15 protein-coding genes are annotated in these 17,994 nt (G+C 69.0%); 7 read left to right on the forward strand and 8 right to left on the reverse strand.

Features of this window, described 5'->3' with window-relative positions; genetic code table 11:
- Nucleotides 1-47: 47 nt before the first annotated feature.
- Nucleotides 48-2,048, reverse strand: a complete 2,001-nt coding sequence (locus ACZ7L7_RS14145) for a DUF1996 domain-containing protein (protein WP_472076042.1) — start codon at nucleotides 2,046-2,048, stop codon at nucleotides 48-50.
- 348 nt (nucleotides 2,049-2,396) lie between these two features.
- Here ACZ7L7_RS14145 and ACZ7L7_RS14150 point away from each other — a divergent pair, with 348 nt between their 5' ends.
- Nucleotides 2,397-3,221: an aldo/keto reductase gene (locus ACZ7L7_RS14150; protein WP_285512577.1), complete on the forward strand. Its 825-nt coding sequence runs from the start codon at nucleotides 2,397-2,399 to the stop codon at nucleotides 3,219-3,221.
- 121 nt (nucleotides 3,222-3,342) lie between these two features.
- Nucleotides 3,343-4,788, forward strand: coding sequence for a glyceraldehyde-3-phosphate dehydrogenase (locus tag ACZ7L7_RS14155; RefSeq protein ID WP_285512578.1), 1,446 nt, complete (start codon nucleotides 3,343-3,345; stop codon nucleotides 4,786-4,788).
- A gap of 73 nt (nucleotides 4,789-4,861) precedes the next feature.
- Here the strand turns inward: ACZ7L7_RS14155 and ACZ7L7_RS14160 are convergent, their stop codons facing one another.
- The gene (locus ACZ7L7_RS14160) at nucleotides 4,862-5,314 is read right to left on the reverse strand and encodes a flavodoxin family protein (RefSeq protein ID WP_472075924.1); all 453 of its coding nucleotides are present in this window, start codon (nucleotides 5,312-5,314) and stop codon (nucleotides 4,862-4,864) included.
- Nucleotides 5,315-5,635: 321 nt separating this feature from the next.
- Here ACZ7L7_RS14160 and ACZ7L7_RS14165 point away from each other — a divergent pair, with 321 nt between their 5' ends.
- The gene (locus ACZ7L7_RS14165; protein ID WP_285512757.1) at nucleotides 5,636-6,745 is read left to right on the forward strand and encodes an acyltransferase family protein; all 1,110 of its coding nucleotides are present in this window, start codon (nucleotides 5,636-5,638) and stop codon (nucleotides 6,743-6,745) included.
- Nucleotides 6,746-6,772: 27 nt separating this feature from the next.
- Here the strand turns inward: ACZ7L7_RS14165 and ACZ7L7_RS14170 are convergent, their stop codons facing one another.
- Nucleotides 6,773-7,456: an ANTAR domain-containing protein gene (locus ACZ7L7_RS14170; RefSeq protein WP_453608302.1), complete on the reverse strand. Its 684-nt coding sequence runs from the start codon at nucleotides 7,454-7,456 to the stop codon at nucleotides 6,773-6,775.
- Nucleotides 7,457-7,602: 146 nt separating this feature from the next.
- Here ACZ7L7_RS14170 and ACZ7L7_RS14175 point away from each other — a divergent pair, with 146 nt between their 5' ends.
- Entirely contained in the window at nucleotides 7,603-7,944 is a 342-nt protein-coding gene (locus tag ACZ7L7_RS14175; protein WP_285512581.1) for a helix-turn-helix transcriptional regulator, read from the forward strand.
- A gap of 67 nt (nucleotides 7,945-8,011) precedes the next feature.
- Entirely contained in the window at nucleotides 8,012-8,620 is a 609-nt protein-coding gene (locus ACZ7L7_RS14180; protein WP_285512582.1) for a lipoprotein, read from the forward strand.
- Nucleotides 8,621-8,680: 60 nt separating this feature from the next.
- Here ACZ7L7_RS14180 and ACZ7L7_RS14185 read toward each other — a convergent pair whose 3' ends face one another.
- The 4 genes from ACZ7L7_RS14185 to ACZ7L7_RS14200 are packed head-to-tail and all read right to left on the reverse strand — an operon-like array spanning nucleotide 8,681 to nucleotide 13,251.
- On the reverse strand, nucleotides 8,681-10,036 hold the full coding sequence (locus tag ACZ7L7_RS14185; protein WP_285512583.1) for a GH1 family beta-glucosidase: 1,356 nt from the start codon (nucleotides 10,034-10,036) through the stop codon (nucleotides 8,681-8,683).
- A gap of 29 nt (nucleotides 10,037-10,065) precedes the next feature.
- Nucleotides 10,066-10,905 carry a carbohydrate ABC transporter permease gene (locus ACZ7L7_RS14190; RefSeq protein WP_285512758.1) on the reverse strand — a complete coding sequence of 280 codons (840 nt, stop codon included), beginning with the start codon at nucleotides 10,903-10,905 and terminating at the stop codon, nucleotides 10,066-10,068.
- Nucleotides 10,906-10,918: 13 nt separating this feature from the next.
- Complete coding sequence (locus ACZ7L7_RS14195; RefSeq protein ID WP_472075927.1) at nucleotides 10,919-11,914, reverse strand: carbohydrate ABC transporter permease; 996 nt, start codon at nucleotides 11,912-11,914, stop codon at nucleotides 10,919-10,921.
- A gap of 17 nt (nucleotides 11,915-11,931) precedes the next feature.
- Nucleotides 11,932-13,251, reverse strand: coding sequence for an extracellular solute-binding protein (locus tag ACZ7L7_RS14200; RefSeq protein ID WP_285512584.1), 1,320 nt, complete (start codon nucleotides 13,249-13,251; stop codon nucleotides 11,932-11,934).
- Nucleotides 13,252-13,437: 186 nt separating this feature from the next.
- Here ACZ7L7_RS14200 and ACZ7L7_RS14205 point away from each other — a divergent pair, with 186 nt between their 5' ends.
- The gene (locus tag ACZ7L7_RS14205) at nucleotides 13,438-14,739 is read left to right on the forward strand and encodes an ROK family protein (protein ID WP_285512585.1); all 1,302 of its coding nucleotides are present in this window, start codon (nucleotides 13,438-13,440) and stop codon (nucleotides 14,737-14,739) included.
- A 55-nt stretch (nucleotides 14,740-14,794) separates the two neighbouring features.
- Here ACZ7L7_RS14205 and ACZ7L7_RS14210 read toward each other — a convergent pair whose 3' ends face one another.
- On the reverse strand, nucleotides 14,795-16,984 hold the full coding sequence (locus ACZ7L7_RS14210; protein WP_453608294.1) for a discoidin domain-containing protein: 2,190 nt from the start codon (nucleotides 16,982-16,984) through the stop codon (nucleotides 14,795-14,797).
- 324 nt (nucleotides 16,985-17,308) lie between these two features.
- On the opposite strand from ACZ7L7_RS14210, the gene ACZ7L7_RS14215 reads away from it, so the two are divergent.
- Nucleotides 17,309-17,836: a hypothetical protein gene (locus ACZ7L7_RS14215; protein ID WP_285512586.1), complete on the forward strand. Its 528-nt coding sequence runs from the start codon at nucleotides 17,309-17,311 to the stop codon at nucleotides 17,834-17,836.
- The last annotated feature ends 158 nt before the right edge of the window (nucleotides 17,837-17,994 follow it).

The following is a 17,994-nucleotide window of genomic DNA, read 5'->3' on the forward strand; positions in this document are numbered from 1 at the left end:
CTCCCGTCCGCGACGGGAGGCCGACCTGTGGAGGCAGCGGGCCCGGGTCAGGCGCGGCGCCTCATCTGGCGCAGCAGCACGATGCCGCACAGGACGAGGACCGCACCGGCGGCCGCGGGCCACAGCTTGGCGCCGGTGTCGGCGAGGCTGCCGCCCACCGTCTGCGTCCCGGTGTTGTTGTTCTGCTGGTCGGCGCCGACGGCCGCCTGGGTCTGCGTCGGCGTGGCCGTCGCCGTGCCGACCTCCTCGGCCGGGGCCTCCTCGGCCTCGCGGGACGGAGGGGTGTCGATCTTCGGCTGGTCGGCGGTGGCGTCGTCGGTCGGCTGGTCGTCCGCCGGGGCCTCGGTCGCGGGCTCCGTCTGACCACCGTCGTTCTGACCGCCGTTGTCCTTGTCGCCGCCGTCGTTCTGACCGGCGTCGTTGTTACCGCCGTCGTTGTTCTGGCCGCCGTCCTGACCGCCGTCGTTGTTCTGACCGCCGTCCTGACCGCCGTCGTTGTTCTGGCCGCCGTCCTGGCCACCGTCGTTGTTCTGACCGCCGTCCTGACCGCCGTCGTTGTTCTGACCGCCGTCCTGGCCACCGTCGTTGTTCTGACCGCCGTCGTTGTTCTGGCCGCCGTCGTCGTTACCGCCGTTGTTGCCCTCGTCGCCGCCGTTCTGGCCACCGTCGCCGTTGCCGCCGTCGTTGTTACCGCCGTCGTTGTTACCGCCGTCGCCCTCGCCCGGGTTCTGCGGCTCCTCCGGCAGGGCGCCGGCGTCGCACTTGCGGCCCTCGTTGATGCAGTCGACCATCTCGTTCATCAGCGCCTCGTCGAAGACATTGATGAAGTCACCGTGGTCCGTGACCGGCTTGTGCAGCTGCTCGGGGAAGGAGTCCACGGCGAACAGCGGGGTCGTCTGGCCGCCGTCGTCGAGGCTCGGCGCGTCCACGTCGTAGACGATGCGCTGGACCAGCTGCGGGATGGCCTGGAAGCCGCCGGGGCAGGAACCGTCGGCGGCGGCGAACGCCACGTGGGTGCGGTGGTTGGCGCTGTCGATGTTGCGGCCGTCCCAGCAGCTCTGGAACTTGAAGGTGCGCACCACGTCACTGCCCTGGGGGCACAGCGGGTACTTGTCCTTCAGCTGCCGGTCCTCGAAGCCGGTGCAGCTCCAGGACGCGTTGGCGTTGGCGGTCCCGTTGACGAAGGCCTTGGCGTCACCGGTGATGATGCGCAGCAGGCGCGGCATGGCGGTCACATCGCCCTGCGGGCTGCCCTGGAAGGTCAGGGTGACCTCCTTGGGCGTGATGATCTCACCGGCGTTGCCCTCGATACCGCCGCCGGGCGAGTTGGCGTCCTGCTCCTGGGTGCCGTTCTGCAGGCGCAGCACGGGCCAGTAGTAGGTGGACTTGTCGCTCTGGTTCTCGCAGCTGGTGTCGGCGTTGGCCAGGTCCTCGTCGCTGGCGAAGGCGTCGTTGGACTGGTTGCCGATGTAGTCGTGGAAGTGGTGGGCGCCGTTGGAGACACCCGGGGCGACGATCACGTTGTCCGAGTTGAACAGGCCGTTCTCGTTGACGCCGCAGCTGGTGGTGAAGGTGCCGGTGGAGGCGTTCTGTGCGGCGGGCGGCGCCTGCACGTTCGGCTCGACGCTGTTGATGTCGACGAAGTCCTCGGCCACGGGGCCGTTCCCGGCCTGGCCGGCCTGCGGCTGCTCCTGGACGGACAGTTCACAGCCCGCCAGCGCTTCGAGGCCCTCGGGGCGCTCGCCCGCGTTGCCGATCGCCACCGCGATGCGCTCGATGGTGGCGCCGCGCTTCTCCTCCAGCGGCTTCATGATGGAGCTGTCGGTGAATCCGGAGTCCTGCTTCTGTTCCTGCGTGGCTGCCTGGAGTTGCTGGTACGCCTCGGCTATCTGGCCGTCCAGGGAAGCGAGTTCCTTGTCGACGTCGGCTCTGGCCGCATCCGGGACCTGGGTCAACTCGGCGCCCACATCGGGGCAGTCGATGGTGGCCCCGGCCTTCTGGGCGGCTTCGTCGCCTCCGGTGGCGGAGGCGTAGATATTGGTGGCCATCAGCCCGCCGCCACCCAGGATCAGCGCGAAAGCGGCAAAGGTCGCGCGTCGTGGGCCGGTCGGGCGCCTGCGCGTATTGCGTGTCAAGGCAGTACTCCTACGTTCGGGGGCGAGCGAGCGGACATACAAATCCCTCGCCCCCATACGCACCACGGGCCCGCCGTGTTCAACCGGGCCCCAAATTCTTATCAACCTTTCAGAGAACCGGGACATCCCGGTCGATCTCTCCCCCCAAGAACACCACCACTTGCATTTAGCCCGCGTAAGCAACTATTGTTGTCGCTTGTAAGCGCCAGACGCAATCGAGCAGCCGCACAAGAACATCCCCACCCCTGAGGAAGCACCACCATGACCACGGTCCCCACCGTCACCCTCAACAACGGCGTCGAGATCCCCCAGCTCGGCTTCGGCGTCTTCCAGGTCCCGGACGCCGAGACCACCGCCGCCGTCACCGAGGCCCTCCGGGCCGGCTACCGCTCCATCGACACCGCCGCGATCTACGGCAACGAGGCGGGCACCGGAAAGGCGCTGGCCGACTCCGGGATCGCCCGCGAGGACCTGTTCGTCACGACCAAGCTGTGGAACGCCGACCAGGGCTACGACGCCACCCTCAAGGCGTTCGACGCCAGCCTGGCCGCGCTGGGCCTGGACTACGTCGACCTGTACCTCATCCACTGGCCGACCCCGGCCCGCGACCTCTACCGCGAGTCCTGGAAGGCGATCGAGCGCCTGGTGGCCGACGGCAAGGTCCGGGCGGCCGGGGTGTCCAACTTCCAGCCCGCGCATCTGCGGCGCCTGATCGACGGCGCCTCGATCGTGCCGGCCGTCAACCAGATCGAGCTGCACCCCGGCCTCCAGCAGGCCGAACTGCGCGCCCTGCACGCCGAGCTGGGCATCGCCACCGAGGCGTGGAGCCCGCTGGCCCAGGGCGCGGTACTGAAGGACGAGGCGATCGTCACGATCGCCGAGCGCCACGGGAAGTCCCCCGCCCAGGTCGTACTGCGCTGGCACCTCCAGCTCGGCAACGTCGTGATCCCGAAGTCGGTCACCCCGCACCGCATCCGGGAGAACCTCGACGTGTTCGATTTCACACTCGCCGACGAGGAGATGGCCGCCCTCGCCGCCCTGGACCGCGGCCTGCGCACCGGTCCGGACCCCGACACCCTCAACTGACGCGGAGTTGGGCGGCCACGCCGCGCACGTGGCCGCCCGCCGAGCCGGACGGGACCCCCCTGCGCCCCCCTCGAACAGGCGGGTTAGCATATGAGCACCCTCTAGCTCGAAAGAGACTCCTGTGACTGTCAACGACGACTCGTTCACCAACTGGAAGAACCGCGAGGAGATCGCGGAGTCGATGATCCCGATCATCGGGAAGCTGCACCGGGAGCGGGACGTGACGGTCCTGCTGCACAGCCGCTCCTTGGTGAACAAGTCGGTGGTCAGCATCCTGAAGACGCACCGGTTCGCACGGCAGATCGCGGGCGAGGAACTATCGGTCACCGAGACGCTGCCCTTCCTGCAGGCGCTCACCACCCTCGACCTCGGCCCGTCCCAGATCGACATCGGCATGCTGGCCGCCACGTACAAGACCGACGACCGCGGACTGTCGGTGGCCGAGTTCACCGCGGAGGCGGTCGCCGGGGCCACCGGCGCCAACAAGATCGAGCGCGGTGGCGGCCGCGACGTCGTGCTCTACGGCTTCGGCCGCATCGGCCGGCTGGTGGCGCGGCTGCTGATCGAGAAGGCGGGCTCGGGCAACGGCCTGCGGCTGCGTGCCATCGTCGTGCGGGGCGGCGGCGAGCAGGACCTGGTCAAGCGCGCCTCGCTGCTGCGCCGCGACTCCATCCACGGCCAGTTCCAGGGCACGATCACCGTGGACGAGGAGTCCTCCACGATCCTGGCCAACGGCAACGCGATCAAGGTGATCTACGCCAACGACCCGTCCGAGGTCGACTACACCGCGTACGGCATCAAGGACGCGATCCTCATCGACAACACCGGCAAGTGGCGGGACCGCGAGGGCCTCTCGCAGCACCTGCGCCCCGGTATCGACAAGGTCGTGCTGACCGCGCCCGGCAAGGGCGACGTCCCAAACATCGTGCACGGCGTCAACCACGACACGATCAAGCCGGACGAGCAGATCCTGTCCTGCGCCTCCTGCACCACCAACGCGATCGTCCCGCCGCTGAAGGCGATGGACGACGAGTACGGCGTGCTGCGCGGCCACGTGGAGACCGTCCACTCGTTCACCAACGACCAGAACCTGCTGGACAATTACCACAAGGCGGACCGCCGTGGCCGCAGCGCGCCGCTGAACATGGTGATCACCGAGACCGGTGCCGCCTCGGCCGTGGCCAAGGCACTGCCGGACCTCAAGGCCCCGATCACCGGCAGCTCGATCCGCGTCCCCGTCCCGGACGTCTCGATCGCCATCCTGAACCTGCGTCTGGCCCGGGAGACCACCCGCGAGGAGGTCCTGGACTACCTGCGCGACGTCTCGCTGCACTCGCCGCTGAAGCGCCAGATCGACTTCACCACGGCTCCCGACGCCGTCTCCATGGACTTCGTCGGCTCGCGGCACGCCTCGATCGTCGACGCGGGCGCCACCAAGGTCGACGGCGACAACGCCATCCTCTACCTCTGGTACGACAACGAGTTCGGCTACTCCTGCCAGGTCATCCGGGTCGTGCAGCACGTCTCGGGCGTGGAGTACCCGACGTACCCCGCGACCGCGGTCTGATCCCGCTCGCCTGATCCCGCTCACGGCGGTGCCGGTTCTCCGGCACCGCCGTTCGGCGTTCCACGGCTCCCCGTCAGTCCATCAGGCCGGCGGCGAGCGCGGCCCCCAGCTCCCAGCACGCCTCGATGTCCGCCTTGCGCGGTTCACCCGTCACGGTCACGGGGTCGGCCGCACGGCGCCAGCCCAGTCCCGTGGTGACCGTCTCGACGGACCGGAGCGCGCCGGTGACATCGCTGCCGCCGTGCACGTAGTAGCCGAAGGGCCGTCCGCGGGTGGCGTCCAGGCAGGGGTAGTAGACGGTGTCGAAGAAGTGCTTCAGGGCGCCGGACATATAGCCGAGGTTGGCCGGGGTACCGAGCAGGTAGGCATCGGCGGCGAGGACGTCGGACACCGTCGCGGCCAGCGCCGCCCGGCGTACCACCGTGACGCCCTCGATCTCGGGCGCGGTCGCCCCGGAGAGCACGGCTTCGAACAGTGCCTGACAGTTGGGCGAGGGCGTGTGGTGCACGATCAGCAGAGTTGCCACACGAACGAACCCTGCCGCCGCTCCCCGCACTCCCGCAAGTCGGGAGCGAATACGTCCGGTTACACCCGACATCTGACGTTTCCCCGCCGATTATCCGGCGACGCGCGGTGTGTTCGGAAACCGCGATACGTGGTACCCGCCCCGCACGAACCGGCCTCGGGAGATAGGGCGGTCACATCAGGACCGTTCGGGTTTACGCGGCTGCAGATGCGTGACTACGGTGACCCGGGTCGGCACATGTGTCATACAGCCAACTCCAGTAAGAGGTGTTTCGCTCTGTCCGGGTTCCATCGAGAAGGTCTCGATCAGCAAACGCTCACCCTGCGCGCACTCGGACAGCCGAAGGCACCCCGCCCCGGCGCACACGACCGCACCGCCTCCGCGCCCACGGAACGGACTGCCCGGTCGGTCAAGGAGCGGGACGCACTCTTCGACAACGCCAAGTACTTGGCCATCGTCCTGGTGGCGATCGGCCACGCGTGGGAACCCCTCAGGGACGAGAGCCGGGCGGTCACCGCGGCCTACATGCTGGTGTACGCGTTCCACATGCCGGCGTTCATCGTGATCTCCGGATACTTCTCACGGACCTTCGACGCCACGCCGAGCCGACTGAAGCGGCTGTTGACCGGAGTCGCCGTCCCCTATGTCGTGTTCGAGGTGGCGTACACCTATTTCACGCGCTGGACGGACAACGAACCGGGGCGCGACATCAGTCTGCTGGATCCGCTGTATCTGACCTGGTTCCTGGCCGCCCTGTTCATCTGGCGGCTGACGACACCCATCTGGCGGATCATCCGCTGGCCGCTTCCCGTGGCTCTCGGCATCGCGATGCTGGCGACCCTGACCCCGAGCATCGGCAAGGACCTCGACCTCCAGCGCGCGCTGCAGTTCCTGCCGTACTTCGTCCTCGGGCTGCTGCTGAAGCCCGAGCACTTCGCGCTGGTGCGCCGCCGCGCGGTGCGGCGGGCGGCGGTACCGGTGCTCCTCGGCGCGGCCGTGGTCGCGTACTGGGCGGTGCCACGGATGAACTACGCGTGGTTCTTCCACCGCACCACCGCCGAGGACCTGGCGGCGCCCGCCTGGTACGGCCCCCTGATGACGCTGGTCCTGTTCGGCTGCTCGGTGGTCCTGGTGGCCTGCTTCCTGACGCTCGTGCCGGGCCGCCGCACCTGGTTCACGTCCCTGGGCGCGGGCACCCTGTACGGCTATCTGCTGCACGGATTCGTCATCCAGGCCGCCAACAAGTACCACTGGTCGCACCTGGACTGGACGCACGAGCCGCTCGGGGAGATCGTCGTGACGCTCGTCGCGGGAGCCATGGTGACGGTGCTGTGCACGGCGCCGGTGCGGCGGGTCTTCCGGGGGGTCATGGAGCCGAGGATGGCGTGGGCGTTCCGGCCCGACCCGGTGGCCGAGGCGCGGAGCCGCTGACCGGTCGCCCACGCCCGGCCCCGCGGATCAGCCCGCGGACACCCCGGCGCGCTCGTTGGTGACCCTGGCGACCGCCACCGACAGCTGCTTCTGCACCGGCTCGCTCAGCGCCTCGCCGCTGACGGTACCCACCAGATCGCTGGCCAGGTTGTGCAGCTTGGTGTTGGTGTTCTGGGAGGCCATCACCAGCACCTCCCAGGCGTCCTCGGGCTTGAGGCCGAAGGAGGCCATCAGGATGCCCCGCGCCAGGTCGATGGTGGGGCGGGTCTGCATCGCCCGGCGAAGCTGGACGACCTCGATACGCAGGTCTTGCAACATGCTCTCGTCCTCGGTCTCGTACGGAGAGGACCGCTCTGATGCGTCGTCCTCGTCCGCGGGGGCGAACAGGGAGTAGGTGCCGGTCAGGGTGAGCAGCCGTTCTGCCACCGGGCCGACGGATGTCACGAGCAGCGCCTTGCCGTCCCGCAGGGCACGCTCGCGCAGGCCGAGCATGATGTTGAGCGCGGAGCAGTCCCAGAACTCCACTCCGCTGAGATCCAGGTCGACGCCTCGCACGGACCGGCCGAGGGCGTCTCGCAACACATGTTCCAGGTGGGGGGCGACCTCCAGGTCGAGTTCCCCGCGCACGACCACTGTCATACGGTCTCCGTCCGGCTGGACGCCGATGTCCGCTGCGTACGACGACCGGGCTGTGGATACCGCCTCCGTCATGACCGCCTCCACCGGTCATCCCTGCAGGACTGTGGCTACCAGCCTCACCGCTCCGGCAATCACCCGTCAAGAGATACATGAAATTTTCTTCGTGTTTTTTGATACGTGTCTTGGAATACGCGAATGATCAAACGTAGACTCGACTCATGGAGGGACTCTCTGAGCCGTACACCGGGTGGACGTTCCTGACGAACCACGCCCGGGTCCTGGCCGCTATCGCCGACGACCGCAACGTGCGGATCCGTGACATCGCCGCGCGCTGCAGACTCACCGAGCGTGCCGTGCAGAAGATCATCGCCGACCTGGAAAGCGCCGGGTACCTGTCCCATACGCGGGTGGGGCGCAGCAACATCTACCGGATCGAACCCGGCAAGATCCTTCGTCATCCGGCGGAGGCCGGACTGACCGTCGCCTCGCTGCTCTCGCTCCTCGCCCAGGACGAGGCCGCGCGCACCGACGAGACCGCGTCACCTCGCGTCGGTGAGTAGTGCCGTGTGATCACACTCCCCGCGCCTCGGTTACTCTGTGCCGCCGGACGGGTGAGGGGAGAACGGCATGGGGCGTCGGGCGGTGTGCGCGGCTTTGCTGGTCGGGCTGGTGACGGGGTGCTCGGCCGAGGCCGAGGACGGCGACGCGAAGAGCGCCGCGAAGGACGACGCGAAAGTGGCGGAGAGCAGCCGGTCCATCGGCGCCAAGGGCTCCGCGTGCGAGCTGCCGGTCACCTTCGACGTGGCCAAGGGCTGGAAGGCGGAGGCCGTCGACACCAGCGACCCGGACTTCGTGCTGCGCCAGGGCCCGGTCACCCTCGTCTGCGAGATCGACGCCAAGCCGGCCGGGAACATCGGCTTCCTGCGGGCCTGGACCGGCAAGCCCGGCGACGCCGGCGCCCGTGGCGTCCTGGAGTCGTTCGTGGCCGGTCAGGACGGGGTGAGCGAGGAGAAGTACGGCTCCTTCACGGCGGACGGACTCACCGGTGCCGAGGTCACCTACACCTACACCAGCGAGCTCCTGGACGAGGACAAGCAGGAGCGCGCCCTGGCCGTCACCACCGACGAGGGGCCGTTCGTCCTGCACCTCGGCGGCCTGGACTCCGAGGAGCACGAGGCCATGCTCCCGGCGCTGGAGCTGGCCAAGAAGACCCTGCGTGCAGGCAAGGCCGAGTAGGAACACACCGCGGCCCGGCGCACTCCCCCGCGTGGGTGGAGGACGCCGGGCCGGTCCGGTTCAGCCGCGGGACTGGCGGTGGACGCGGATGATGTCCGCGTAGCGCCGGCCGCTGGTCTTCAGGGTGCGCCGCTGGGTGGCGTAGTCGACATGGACCAGCCCGAAGCGCTTGTCGTAGCCGTAGGCCCACTCGAAGTTGTCCAGCAGGGACCAGGCGAAGTACCCGGCCAGCGGGGCTCCCTTGCGCAGGGCGCGGGCGCAGGCGGCGACGTGCTGCTCCAGGTAGCGGGTGCGCTCGGGGTCGTGCACGCTGCCGTCCGGGGCGACCGTGTCCGGGAAGGCGGAGCCGTTCTCGGTGACGTACAGCTCGCGCACCCCGTAGTCCTCGGTCAGCCGCAGCAGCAGGGCCTCCAGGCCGTCGGCGTCGATCTGCCAGTCCATGCCGGTGCGCGGCACGTCGGGCAGCCGGACCTCACGGGCGTACGGCACCGGGCCGTCGGGGTCGTCGGTGACGGTCACCGGGAAGTAGTAGTTGAGGCCGTGCCAGTCCAGGGGCGCCGCGATGGTCTCCAGGTCGCCGGGCCGCTCGGGGAGTTCGACCCCGTAGAGCTCGCGCATGTCGTCGGGGAAGCCGCGGCCGTACACGGGGTCCAGCCACCAGCGGTTGCTGTGGCCGTCCATGCGGGCGGCGGCGGCGATGTCCTCCGGGCGGGTCGAGGCCGCTTCGACGGTGGAGTGGTTGGTGACCAGGCCGATCCGAGCGCCGGGGACGGCGGCGCGGACCGCCTGGGTGGCCAGTCCGTGGCCGAGCAACAGGTGGTACGAGGCCCGGACCGCCGCGGTGAGGTCGGTGAGGCCGGGGGCCATCCTCCCCTCCAGGTGGCCGATCCACGCCGAGCACAGGGGCTCGTTGAGAGTGGCCCACCGGGTCACGCGGTCGCCGAGCCGTCCGGCCACGACGGAGGCGTAGGAGGCGAGGTGCTCGGCGGTCTCGCGCACGGTCCAGCCGCCGCGGTCCTGGAGGACCTGGGGCAGGTCCCAGTGGTAGAGGGTGATGTTGGGGGTGATGCCCGCCGCGAGGAGTGCGTCCACGAGCCGGTCGTAGAAGTCCAGGCCGGCCGCGTTGACCGGGCCGTCGCCGCCGGGGACCACCCGGGGCCAGGCGATGGACAGGCGGTAGGTGTCGACGCCCAGCCGGGACATCAGCGCCACGTCCTCCGGCCAGCGGTGGTAGTGGTCGCACGCCTCGTCGCCGTGGTCGCCGTTGTCGACCTTCCCCGGGGTGTGGGAGAAGGTGTCCCAGATGGACGGCGACCGGCCGTCCTCGGCGACGGCGCCCTCGATCTGGTAGGCGGAGGTGGCCGTGCCCCAGCTGAAGTCGTCGGGGAAGGCGGCGAGATCTATCGGCTCGGGCACGGAGAACCTTTCGGAATCGGGACGGGCGGTCACTTGACGGCTCCCGCTGTCAGTCCGGCGACGAGATAGCGCTGGAGCAGCAGGAACCCGGCGACGACGGGCAGGCTGACGACGAGTGAGGCGGCCATGATCTGGTTCCAGTACACGTCGTTCTGGGTGGAGTAGCCCTGGAGCCCGACGGCCAGGGTGCGGGTGGTGTCGTTGGTCATGACGGAGGCGAAGAGGACTTCTCCCCAGGCCGTCATGAAGGCGTAGACGGCGACGGCGACGATGCCGGGGATCGCGGCGGGCACCACCACCCGGAACAGCGCGCCGAGCGGGCCGCAGCCGTCGACCTTCGCCGCCTCGTCCAGGTCCCTGGGCACCGAGTCGAAGTACCCGATCAGCATCCAGATGGAGAACGGCAGCGAGAAGGTCAGATACGTGATGATCAGGCCGCCGCGGGAGCCGAACAGGGCGATGCCGGTGGCGTTGCCGATGTTGACGTAGATGAGGAACAGCGGCAGCAGGAACAGGATGCCCGGGAACATCTGGGTGGACAGCACGGTGACCGTGAAGACGCGCTTGCCGCGGAAGTTGTAGCGGCTGACCGCGTATGCCGCGAAGACGGCGATGGTCACCGAGCAGACGGTCGCCGCGCCCGCCACGATCAGCGAGTTGACGAAGTAGTCGGCGAGCGGGACGGTCTCCCAGATGTCGAAGTACGGCCGGACGGTGAGCCCGGAGGGGATCCAGGTGAACTTCCCCGAGACGTCCTCCAGCGGCTTCAGCGAGCTGGAGATCATCACGTAGACGGGCAGCAGTACGAAGCCCGTCAGCAGGGTGAGGAAGATTCGCCGGCTCCACAGGAAGGACTGGGGGGCCGCCATCGGTGAACGGGGCTCAGCCATCGGTGGCCTTCCTTCCGCGGGAGGTGAGCGCGAGGTAGACGCCGGTCACCAGGAGCAGGAACAGCAGGAGGAGCACCGACATGGCGGAGCCGGTGCCGAAGTTCCAGGTCTGGAACGACAACTGGTAGATGTGCAGCGAGATCAGGTCCGCCGACTCCGGCGCCGCCTTGCCGAACAGCACGAACGGCGTGTTGAAGTCGTTGAACGTCCACAGGAACAGCACCAGCACGAGCACCTGGTTGACCGGGCGCAGCGACGGCATGGTGATCCGGCGGATCTGCTGCCAGATCCCGGCGCCGTCGAGCGCGGCGGCCTCGTACATCTCGCGCGGGATGTTCTGCAGTCCGGCCATGATGATGAGGAAGGCGAACGGCCAGCCCTTCCACACCGAGACGATCAGCAGGGTGAAGAAGGCGTTGTCGCCGATGAGCCAGAAGGGCGGTGAGCCGGTGAGCCCGAGCTGGTCGTGGATGACGTGGTTCACCAGGCCGTTGTCGCGCTGGAACATGAACGCCCAGGTGATGACGGCGGCGTAGACGGGCAGCGCGTACGGGACCAGGAAGATGGTGCGCAGCAGGCCCCGGCCGCGGAAGGACTCCTGGAGGAAGATCGCCGCGGCGGCGCCCAGCAGCCAGCACAGGCCGACCGAGAGCACGGTGAACAGACAGGTCGTGAAGAACGACTTGAGCAGGGCCTCGCCGACGGGGGCGTCGAAGTCGACGGCGATCTCGTAGTTGCCCAGGCCGTTCCAGGGCGCGGTGGTCCAGTCCCGGATGTAGAACTGGGTGAGCTCCCGGAAGCTGACCACGATGCCGATGACCATCGGCACCAGGTGGACGAGGAGTTCGAGGAGGAGGGCGGGCAGGAGGAGCAGGTACGGCAGGGACACGCGGCGCAGCCACCCGGGGCGGCGCTTCTTGGGCGCCGCTCCGGGGTCCTGCTTCTGAGCGGTCCGCTCGACCGTGCCGTAGGCAGCGGTGGTGGTCATGGTGGTGGAGTCCGTCGTCACGAGGTGGACATCTGCTGCTCGGCCTTCTCCAGCTTGGCCCGCACTGATTCGGTGGTGACCTTGCGTCCGGCGGCGGCGTCGGCGAACAGTTCCTTCACGGCGGTGCCCACGACGGTCTCGAACTGCGACTCCTCGGGGACCTGGGGCAGTGCGGTGGCGCTGGTGGCGAGGGTGTCGCGCAGGACCTTGAGGGCCGGGGAGTTGAAGGCGGGGTCCTCCTGGGCGGACTTGACCGGCGGGATGGAACCGTAGGCGCTGTTGAGGATCTTCTGTTCCTCGTCGCTGGTCATGAACTTCACGAACTTCTTGGCGCCGTCGATGTTCTTGGTGTTCTTGAAGACGGCCATGTTGATGCCGGCGACCATGGAGTTGGTGTTCGTGCCCGTGCCGGGGGTGCCGGACTGGACGGGGGCGGGGGCGACTCCCCACTCGTCCTCGTTCATGCCCAGGGACTTGAAGGTGGCCGAGGCGGTCTGCCAGAGGACCATCGCGGTCTTGTCCTTGGCGAAGTCGCTCAGGGACTGGTTCTGCGCGTACTCGGCGTTGCCCGGGGCGATGATCTTGTCCTTGGCCATGAAGTCGACGTACTGCTTCACGGCGGCGACGGCGCCGTCGGAAGTGAAGTCGGCCTTGCCGTCGGGGGTGAAGAAGTCGGCGCCGTGCTGCTTGCCGAGGACGAACACCTGGTGGATGTTGTTGGAGAGGTTCGAACCCTCAGCGCCGAGCGCCCACTTGCCGTTCTTGGAGAGCTTCTTGCCGGCCTCGGTCAGCTCCGACCAGGTGACCGGGGGCTTCTCGATGCCCGCGTCGGCGAACATCTTCTTGTTGTAGTAGAGGGCGTAGGCCATGGAGTACAGCGGGACGGCGGCCGGGTCCTGGCCCTGGGTGCCGGTGGAGCCCAGCGCGGAGTCCACGAAGCGGTCCTTGCCGCCGATGGCCTCGAAGTTCTTCGCGTCCCACGGCAGCAGGGCGCCGGTGGCCTGGAGCGAAGCGCTCCAGGTGTTGCCTATGTTCAGCACGTCCGGACCCTGGCCGGAGGTGGTGGCGGTGAGGATACGGTTGAGCAGGTCCGACCAGGGCACGACCTCCAGCTTGACCTTGATGCCGGTCTCCTTCTCGAACTTGTCGAGCTCGGGCTGGAGGACCTTCTTGTCGACCTCCAGGCTGGCGCCCTGGTTGGAGGCCCAGTACGTGAGGGTCTTGGGCTGCTCGTTGGAGCCGCCCTCCGAGCCGGTCGACCCGCCGCCGCAGGCAGCCGAGGCGAGGGCGAGCGAGAGGGTTACGGCTGCGATGGGTGCGACTCTGCTTCTGCGCATGACTTCAGTAGGCCTTCCGGGAAGGAGCGACTGTCGTCCGCGGAGGGATCCGGAGCAGCGCCCCGCGTGCCGGTCCCGTACCCCCACGGCTTAATTTAGGACGTGAGTTAAGCGTCAAGCTAAGATCGCGTCAAGAGCCTCGACCCAGGTAGGTCGCGGCGAGTTGCGACGAGACGAGGAGCAGAGGTGACAGTGCGCAGCGGCCGTACGGTACGTGACCTGCGGCGGGAGAACCGCACCGCAGTGCTGCAACGGCTGTACTTCGACGGACCGCTCAGCCGGTTCACACTCGGGCCCGCCACCGGGCTCAGCTCCGGCTCGGTGAGCAATGTGGTCTCGGAGCTGATGGCGGAGGGGCTGGTCGAGGAGGCCGGCAGCGTCGACTCGGTCGGCGGCCGCCCGCGCACCCTGCTGCGGGTCAGCCCGCGCAGCGGGTACATGATCGGCATCGACGTGGGCGAGACCCGGGTGCGCGTGGAGCTGTTCGACCTGGCGCTCACCGAGCTGGCCCGCCTGGAGCGGCCGCTGGCGACCGGCGGGCGGCGCGTGGACCGCTACGACGTCGATGTGGTCGTCCGCCACCTGCGCGAGGGCATCGCCGAGGTGCTGGAGCGCACCGGGACGGCGGCGCGGGAGCTCATCGGTGTGGGGATCGGCGTCCCCGGCATAGTCGCGCGCACGCCCGAGGACGGCGCCATCGTACACGGACAGACCATCGGCTGGGACGCGGTGCCGCTGGAGCGGTATCTGCGGGAGTCGGGGCCGCTGCCCGAGACGGTGCCGTACTACGTCGACAACGGCGCCAAGACGCTCGGCCAGGCGGAGATGTGGTTCGGTGCCGGGCGCGGCGCGCAGAGCGCGGCCGTGGTGCTCTTCGGCTCCGGTGTGGGCGCCTGTGTGGTCTCCGCCGACATGGGGCCGGCGAAGGCCGTGGAGTGGGGTCATCTGACGGTACGGGTGCGCGGGCGGCGCTGCCGCTGCGGCGCCCAGGGCTGTCTGGAGGCGTACGCGGGCGCGGAGGCGCTGCTGGAGCGGTGGGCGGAGGCGGGAGGTCGCCCGCCCGCGGGTGTGGACGAGGAGACGGCGCTGACCGCGATGCTCGCCTCGGCCTATCCGGCCGAGGGCGAGGCGGACGGGACGGCGCTGGCCATCCTGGAGGAGACCGCCGAGTACCTGGGCGCGGGCTTCTCCGACCTGATCAACCTCTTCCAGCCCGAGCGCATCCTGGTCGGCGGCTGGGCGGGCCTGCAGCTGGGGCGCCGGTTCCTGGACTCCGTACGGGCCCACGCGACCGCCTACTCGCTGCGGTACCCGGCCGGGCACGTGCGGATCGACCTGGGCACGCTCGGCCCGGACGCGGTGACGGTGGGCGCGGCGATCCTGCCGCTCGCGGACTTCTTCGCCCGGGGCGGGCGGCCCGTGGAGGCGGAGCCGAAGGAGCCGAATCCGGCCTGGCAGGCCAACCTCCAGGACCGCGCCGCGCAGTGAGACGTGGTGGCCTCCGGGCCGGGCGCGTGCTCGCGCCGGGCCCGGAGGTGTCTGTTTACGGGAAGTTGGTCACGGTGGAGGGGACGGTGGAGCTGCCCGCCGGTTCCGTGGAGTCTCCCGTGCTGTTGATGACGTGCTCGAAGTGGCCGTTGCCGCCGAGGGAGACCACGGACAGGCTGTGGAACTTCACCCCCGGCTTCACCGGCGCCTTGAACCCGTGCTCCTGCCTGATACTCGGGTCGACGTTGTAGTAGCAGTAGCTGCCCAGGCCCCAGCCCTCGTGGGTGTTGACCGAGTCGTCGACCCGGTAGGCCGCGTAGCCCTTGGTGGAGCCGTTCTGGATGGCGGCCTGGTTGGGCGCGTCGTACGCCTTCTCGTTCTGGTAGAAGATCGTCCGGCCGCGCTCGCCGTACCACTCGACGTCGTACTTGTTGAAGTGCTCGACGAACAGTCCGGTCGCCAGCACGTCGTCGCCGTTGACCCGGACGCCGTAGTCGGCGCGGTTGGTCTCCCAGCCGACGCCCTCGCCGTGGTCGGCGCGCCACACCCAGGTGTGGTCGACGATCGTGTCGTCGCTGTTGATGACCATGCTGGTGGTCGCCTTGCCGGGGCCCGCGCCGCCGATGCGGATGTACACGTCCTGCACGGTGGTCGGGTTGCCGGCGTGGTCGGCGTTCGCGTTCTGCGGGCCGACCTCCAGCAGGGTGGGCGAGTTGACCTGTCCGGCGTCGATCAGGAAGCCGGCCAGCCGGACGCCGTCGACGTCGGCGACGCGCATCGCGGTGACCCCGTTGTCCGGGATGATCGTGGCCAGGCCGAGGCCCAGCACGACCGTGTCGGCGCGGTTGACCTGGATGGTCTGGTCGACGTGGTACACGCCGGGCGTGAACAGCAGGTGCAGGCCCTGGCTGAGCGCCTGGTTGATGGTGGCCGCGGTGGCGCCGGGCTTGACCACGTAGAAGTCGCTCAGCGGCAGGGAGCGGCCCGCGGGGGTGCCGTTCTCCCAGGTCGTGCCGCGCGCGTTGGTGCGCAGCGCGGGAACGAACACCTTGTAGTCGTTGCCGTCGAGGTAGAGGAACGGCTTCTCGCGGGAGACGGGGGTGTGCTCCAGCGTGGTGTACTTCGGCTCCGGGAACCCGGTCGCCGGGGCGCCGGTGGTGCCCGAGAAGACCTGGTTCCACACCGAGTTGGACCAGCCGCCGATGGAGCTGTCGCGGGTGTACCACTGCTGCTGCGAGTAGTTGCCGACCTCGCCGTCGATCTTGGAGTCGGCGATGTAGCCGCCGCTCGCCCAACCGTAGCCGGTGGGCGCGAGGTTGAGCCCGCCCTTGACGTGCATACGACGGAACGAGGCGGCCTGCGAGACGGCCCAGCGGTCGGTGCCGTTCACGGGGTTGACCGCGAGGTTCTCGGCCGCGCGCCAGAAGTTCTGGGTGGCGTTGCCGTTGAACCAGCCCGCGTCGACGGTGACATCCCCGTTGATCAGGGTGTCGTCGGGCTTCAGGCCGAGACCGGCGATCTGGGTGTAGAAGCCGATCTGGGCGTTGAGGTTGTTGTAGGTGCCCGGCTTGAAGAGCAGGGCGTGCCGGCCGTTGCCGAACTGGGCGTCCTCCTGCTGCTCGAAGACCTCGTCCAGTTTGGCCTGGATACCGGGGGTCGACGGGTCGAAGACATGGACGTTCGGGCCGAGGTCACCGCCGCCGGGGACGGTGGGCTCGTCGGCCTGGGTGCCGTACACCTTGAACTCCCAGAGCGAGTAGCCCCATCCGGTGGCGCGGGCGGTGCCGTACACCCGGACGTGCTGGGCGGTTCCGGAGATGTTCAGCGTCTCGTTGCCGCCGCCGGAGGTGGTGGTGGAGTAGGCCGTGGTCCAGTCGTCGCCGTTCTGGGAGATCTCGATGCGGTAGGCACTCGCGTGGGCGGTCTCCCAGCTCAGTTCGACACGGCTGAGCTGGGCGGGGGCGCCTAGATCGACGCTGATCCACTGCGGGTCCTCGAACTTGCTGGACCAGCGGGTGCCGTTGTCGCCGTCGACCGCCGCGGCGGCGGGTGTGCCGGCGTGCTCCTCGCTGGAGGCGGTGACGTCCTTGCCCTGCGAGAGCAGGGTAGGTGCGGCGGCTGCCCTCGTCGCGGGCACAACGGCGAGCAGGGCCGCGGCAAGGGCGAGTACGACCGTCACAACCACGGTGTGGAGCGCCGGTCTTGGGGGTGGGGCCATCGCGACGGGTCGGCCTGCTGCGGGCATGGCTGAACTCCTCGGTACGAGTGAGGTATTGGGACAGAGCGCGCTCCGGGTGAACCCTGCCGCCGTTCAACTACCGGGTCAATAACTCCGTCACGACTTTTCTTTCACCTTTCATTAAGTGAGGAGCGATCGATCATGTGAACCGAGGGGCGTCACATACGCGCCAATAGCGTTCGGAACGGGCGGGACCCGCCGTCCTCAACGTCCGTACAGCCAGGGCCACTTCACACCGCCGTCACAGGTCCCGCACGCGACGATCACTTCCGGTCGACCCGCCTCCGGCGGTGCAGACATCGGGACGAAGCGCCCCTAGCCTCCCGGGCCATGCGATCACCTCTGATGAGACGCCTCGGTCTCACCGCCGTCCTGGCTCTCCTGCTCGCCGCGTTCGGCCTGGCCCCCTCCGCGCACGCCGCCGAACCGGCCCCGGCCGCCCTGTCGTTCAGCACCGACAGCGCGACGACCACGCCGGGCGGCACGGTGAACCTGTCGATGACGCTCACCAACAACGCCACGTACGACATCTGGTTCGTCTACCAGACCATCGACCCGACGTGGCTCACCACCCAGCGCCCGGACCTGAAGTACAGCTTCACCTCCTGCTCGCTGGCCACGGCCGCGGGCGCCACGCCGTGCACCGGCACCGGTCCCGCCAACCTCGGCGCGAACTACGGCACCACCGTCCCGCCCGGCCAGAGCCGCACCGTCACCCTCACCCTCCAGGTCGCCGCGGACTCCGGCTGCAACGGCAACATCGGCTTCTACTCCTACTTCTACGCCGAGTTCAGCGACAGCACGAGCATCAGCGGCGGTCCGGTCTACACCCCCGAGACCCGGGTGCTGTGCGCCTGACGAGCCGCGGCTGACCTGAAACCGGTCTGTGGCCTGCTTCCCCGCGTGGTCCAGACCTCCGGAAGAAGCACCGGCGGGCCGACCCGGCCCGCCGGTGCCTTCATCAGGCCCCCGACCTGCACACAAAGCGTTTCGCGCCCCTGCCGCACCACCCCCTC

The organism is Streptomyces sp. NPDC110618, from assembly GCF_055657065.1.